The 4,260-nt window shown below is 63.6% G+C and carries 6 protein-coding genes; 1 reads left to right on the plus strand and 5 read right to left on the minus strand.

Going from position 1 to position 4,260, the window contains the following annotated elements; all coding sequences use genetic code 11:
* Window positions 1–950: endolytic transglycosylase MltG (gene mltG, locus C1D09_RS28995; RefSeq protein WP_246135915.1), on the minus strand; the 950-nt coding region annotated here is incomplete at its 3' end.
* Here mltG and C1D09_RS33940 point away from each other — a divergent pair.
* A complete protein-coding gene (locus C1D09_RS33940) occupies window positions 949–1,224 on the plus strand; it encodes a hypothetical protein (protein WP_246135916.1) in 276 nt (91 codons plus the stop codon). The genes mltG and C1D09_RS33940 overlap by 2 nt on opposite strands.
* On the opposite strand, the gene fabF is transcribed toward C1D09_RS33940, so the two are convergent.
* From fabF to C1D09_RS29015, 4 genes are all read right to left on the minus strand, one after another.
* Complete coding sequence (gene fabF, locus C1D09_RS29000) at window positions 1,212–2,474, minus strand: beta-ketoacyl-ACP synthase II (protein WP_143977419.1); 1,263 nt, start codon at window positions 2,472–2,474, stop codon at window positions 1,212–1,214. The two genes, C1D09_RS33940 and fabF, sit on opposite strands and share 13 nt — an antisense overlap.
* Before the next feature lie 34 nt (window positions 2,475–2,508).
* Window positions 2,509–2,745, minus strand: a complete 237-nt coding sequence (locus tag C1D09_RS29005; RefSeq protein ID WP_006203723.1) for an acyl carrier protein — start codon at window positions 2,743–2,745, stop codon at window positions 2,509–2,511.
* A 198-nt stretch (window positions 2,746–2,943) separates the two neighbouring features.
* A complete protein-coding gene (gene fabG, locus C1D09_RS29010) occupies window positions 2,944–3,681 on the minus strand; it encodes a 3-oxoacyl-[acyl-carrier-protein] reductase (protein ID WP_143977420.1) in 738 nt (245 codons plus the stop codon).
* A 59-nt stretch (window positions 3,682–3,740) separates the two neighbouring features.
* A partial coding sequence (locus C1D09_RS29015; protein ID WP_143977421.1) for an ACP S-malonyltransferase occupies window positions 3,741–4,260 on the minus strand: 520 nt, incomplete at its 5' end.

Below are 4,260 nucleotides of genomic sequence, written 5' to 3' on the forward strand. Positions count from 1 at the left end.
CGATACCGGGCGACATTCTCATTGTGTTCGTCGAGCGTCGCCGCAAAGACGTGACCGCCCGTGCCGTCGGCGACGAAATAGAGATCGTCGGTCTTCGATGGATTCGCCACGGCCTCAAGCGCCGCGCGACCCGGATTGGCGATGGGCGTCGGCGGCAGGCCGTTGATCAAATAGGTATTGTAAGGCGTCTGCTTCTGGATGTCCGACTGGTAGATCGGGCGGTCAGCGGGCTTTCCCCTGCCGCCGAACAGACCATAGATGATGGTCGGGTCGGATTGCAGGCGCATGCCTTTGGCCAGGCGGTTGAGGAAGACGGCGGCGACGCGCGAACGCTCGTCACCCTTGCCGGTTTCCTTCTCGACGATCGAGGCCAGGGTAACGAAGTCCTCGACATTGGCCAGTGGCAGGTCCGGCGCGCGCCGCTGCCACACCTCGTCGACTAGTTTCTTCTGGTCGGCCACCAGCTTGTCGATCATCTGCTGGCGCGTCGCGCCGCGCGTGAAGCGCAGTGTGTCGGTGGCAAGGCTGCCCTCTGGAGGTGTTGTCGCCGGCATGTCGCCGCTCAAGGCGGGTTCATCTGCGATGCGCTGCAGAGCCTGTTCAACCGTCAACCCTTCCGGAATGGTCAGCGAGTACATCACCGACTTGCCGCTTTTCAAAAGCTCCATGATATCGCGCATGGATGCCCGGGGCTTGATCTCGTATTCGCCGGCCTTGAGCGCGGAATCGTTGCCGAAAGCACGCACGCCAAGGCGAAAGACGCGGGCGTCGCTGATCAGCCCACGGCGCTCGAGCTGGTCGGCGATGTCCTGGACGCCGGTGTTCGGCTTGACCAGGAAGGTGTCGCCATTGGCCGAGGGGCCGGGTTCAGTGAACGCCTGCTTGCCGAAGTAAAGCGCCGCGCCCGCGGCCAGAACCATCAGCATCACCAGGGAGATGACGAAGTTCATGAACACGACGACCTGGCTGCGCGAAGCGCGCGAGCGCTTCGGCGGCGGCGTTCCGGCTTCCGGCCGCAAGGCCTCGCTGGCTGTCTTCGGCACGATCGGTCCGGTATTGTTCGCCGGCCGTTGGCCGACTTCTCCATTGCCCGCCGGATTTGTGTTCATCTCGCCCTACCGTTCGATCTCTCAGCGAATCCCCCGCGGCAGAGTAGGGGCGAATATGGCAAAATTGACGGCATGCCGAGGCATCGCCCGGCAGCCGGACGATCAGCCATTGTAGCGCTGGAACACAAGCGAAGCGTTTGTGCCGCCGAAGCCGAAGGAATTGGAGAGCGCCACGTCGATCTGGCGGGAGCGCGGCTTGTTCGGCACCAAGTCGATCGCGGTTTCGCGCTCCGGGTTGTCGAGATTGATAGTCGCCGGCGCGATGTTGTCCCTGATCGCAAGGATCGAAAAGATCGCTTCAGCGGCACCCGCCGCGCCCAGGAGATGGCCGATCGACGACTTGGTCGACGACATCGAAATCTTCGACGCGGCATTGCCGACAAGCCGCTCGACAGCGCCAAGTTCGATCGTGTCGGCCATGGTCGAGGTGCCATGCGCGTTGATGTAGTCGACATCGGCGGGCGCAAGCCTGGCCCGGTTCAACGCCGCGGTCATGCAACGGAAAGCGCCATCGCCGTCTTCAGCCGGTGCGGTGATGTGATAGGCGTCGCCGGTAAGGCCGTAGCCGGTCACCTCGGCATAGATCTTGGCGCCGCGCGCCTTGGCGTGCTCGAGTTCTTCCAGCACCACAACGCCGGCGCCCTCGCCCATGACGAAGCCGTCGCGGTCACGGTCATAGGGACGCGACGCCGTTTGCGGCGTTTCATTTCGCTCGGTCGACAGCGCCCGGCAGGCGGCGAAACCGGCAATCGACAGCCTTGTCACCGGCGCCTCGGCACCGCCGGCGACCATGACGTCGGCATCGCCCCACATGATCAGGCGGGCCGCATCGCCAATGGCGTGCGCGCCGGTCGAGCAGGCCGTGACCACGGCATGGTTCGGGCCCTTCAGCCCGTGCCGGATCGAAACCTGACCGGAGACGAGATTGATGATCTGGCCGGGAATGAAGAAGGGGCTGATGCGGCGCGGACCGCGCTCCTTGAGGATTATCGCGTTCTCGGCAATGCCTTCGATGCCGCCAATGCCGGAACCGATGAGCACGCCCGTGGCGCATTGTTCTTCGTGGGTCTTGGGCTCCCAGCCGGAATCCTTCAGCGCTTCGTCGGCGGCAGCAATCCCGTACAGGATGAAGTCGCCGATCTTGCGCAATTCCTTCGGCTCGAGCACGGCCTCGGGATTGAAGGTGGCATTGCTGCCGTCACCACGCGGAACGACGTGGGCGATCTTGCAGGCAAGATCCTCCACCTCGAATTCGGTGATGCGCTTGGCCGCGCTGCGGCCGGTCAGAAGTTCCTTCCAGCTGTGCTCGAAGCCCATGCCGAACGGCGACAACAACCCAAGGCCCGTGACGACGACACGCCTCATCGCAGGTCCTCCCCGGTGATGACTGCGGAAAGCGTCAGGCCGAAGCCTTGTCGATGTACTTCACCGCGTCGCCGACGGTCAGGATGGTCTCGGCCGCGTCGTCGGGAATTTCCACGCCGAACTCTTCTTCAAACGCCATGACGAGTTCAACCGTGTCGAGGCTGTCAGCGCCCAGATCATCGATGAAGCTCGCCTGCTCCGTCACTTTGTCGGCATCGACGCCAAGGTGCTCGATGACGATCTTCTTGACGCGCTCTGCGGTGTCACTCATTTGGGCATCCTCGTCTTTTGTTTGTCTGTCTTCGTTAGCGGGCAGAATGCCGCTAATCAAGCTGAAAGATGGTCCTGCCGGAAACGCAACGGCTACGAACCGGTTTTTGCCCGAACCGCCGGGTTGCGGGCCGCATTACACGAAAAATGGCTGAGGTCCAAGGCGAAATGGTCTCTTTTCACAGGCCCGCCATATCCGTCAAATCATGGCCATGCCGCCATTGACATGAATGGTCTGGCCGGTGACGTAGGCGGCTTCGTTGGAGGCGAGGTAGGCGACGGCGGACGCCACTTCAGCACCCGTGCCCATGCGGCGCGTCGGAATCGCCGCCATGATCGCCTCCTTCTGCTTGTCGTTGAGCTTGTCGGTCATCGCCGATTCGATGAAGCCCGGGGCGACGCAGTTGACGGTGATGTTGCGGGTGGCGATTTCCTGCGCCAGCGATTTGGAGAAGCCGATCATGCCGGCCTTTGAGGCGCAATAATTGGCCTGGCCGGGATTGCCGGTCACGCCGACCACGGAGGTGATGTTGATGATGCGGCCATGGCGGCGGCGCATCATCGGATGGGTGAGTTCGCGGGTCAGCCTGAAAACGGCGGTCAGGTTGACCTCGAGCACGGAGTCCCAATCGGCGTCCGACATGCGCACGAACAGGCCGTCCTTGGTGATGCCGGCGTTGTTGACCAGTATGTCGACGCCTTCGAGTTCGGCCTCCGCCTTCTGGCCGAGCGCCTTGACTTCGTCGCGGTTCGCCAGATTGGCCGGGAACAGCTTGACCCGATCGCCGAGTTCGCCCGCCAAGGCTTCCAGTTTCTCGATGCGGGTGCCGTGCAGGCCGACAATGGCGCCTTGCGCATGCAATACGCGGGCAATCGCCTCGCCGATGCCTCCCGATGCGCCGGTGACGAGCGCCTTGCGGCCGGTCAGTTCGAACATTTTCGTCTCCTGATCTGAGAAAACACCCTTCACACGGGTGGGGTCAAATCGCCAGTGGATTATGCGAATGCGGCCAGGGCGGCCTCGACGTCGGCCGGCGTGCCAACGGCCGATGTCGCGATGTCGCGGTTGATGCGCCGTGCCAGGCCCGACAGCACCTTGCCGGCGCCGATCTCGTAAAGCGTGGTGACGCCGTTGGCGCCCAACCATTCGACCGTTTCGCGCCAGCGCACGCGGCCGGTGATCTGCTCGACCAGGCGCCGGGCGATCTCGTCGGGATCGCTGGTCGGGGTCACCGTGACATTGGACACTACTTGCACCGTCGGCGCATGCTTCGTTACACCGGCGAGCGCGTCGCGCATGACATTGGCCGCCGGCGCCATCAGCGCCGAATGGAAGGGTGCCGAGACCTGCAGCATCAGCGCCCGCTTGGCGCCCTTTTCAGTGCATAGTTTCGCCGCCAGCTCGACCGCGGCCTTGGCGCCGGAAATGACCAGCTGGCCGCCGCCATTGTCGTTGGCGATCTGGCAGACCTTGCCGGAGCCTTGCGCGGCCTCGGTGCAAGCCGCTTCGACATCC

The organism is Mesorhizobium intechi (assembly GCF_002879535.1).
Lineage (GTDB): Bacteria > Pseudomonadota > Alphaproteobacteria > Rhizobiales > Rhizobiaceae > Mesorhizobium > Mesorhizobium intechi.

Coding starts and splice junctions, on each gene's coding strand:
- fabF (WP_143977419.1), bottom strand. CDS start 2,474: ATGAGGCGTGTCGTCGTCACGGGCCTTGGGTTGTTGTCGCCGTTCGGC.
- C1D09_RS29005 (WP_006203723.1), bottom strand. CDS start 2,745: ATGAGTGACACCGCAGAGCGCGTCAAGAAGATCGTCATCGAGCACCTT.
- fabG (WP_143977420.1), bottom strand. CDS start 3,681: ATGTTCGAACTGACCGGCCGCAAGGCGCTCGTCACCGGCGCATCGGGA.
- C1D09_RS33940 (WP_246135916.1), top strand. CDS start 949: ATGAACACGACGACCTGGCTGCGCGAAGCGCGCGAGCGCTTCGGCGGC.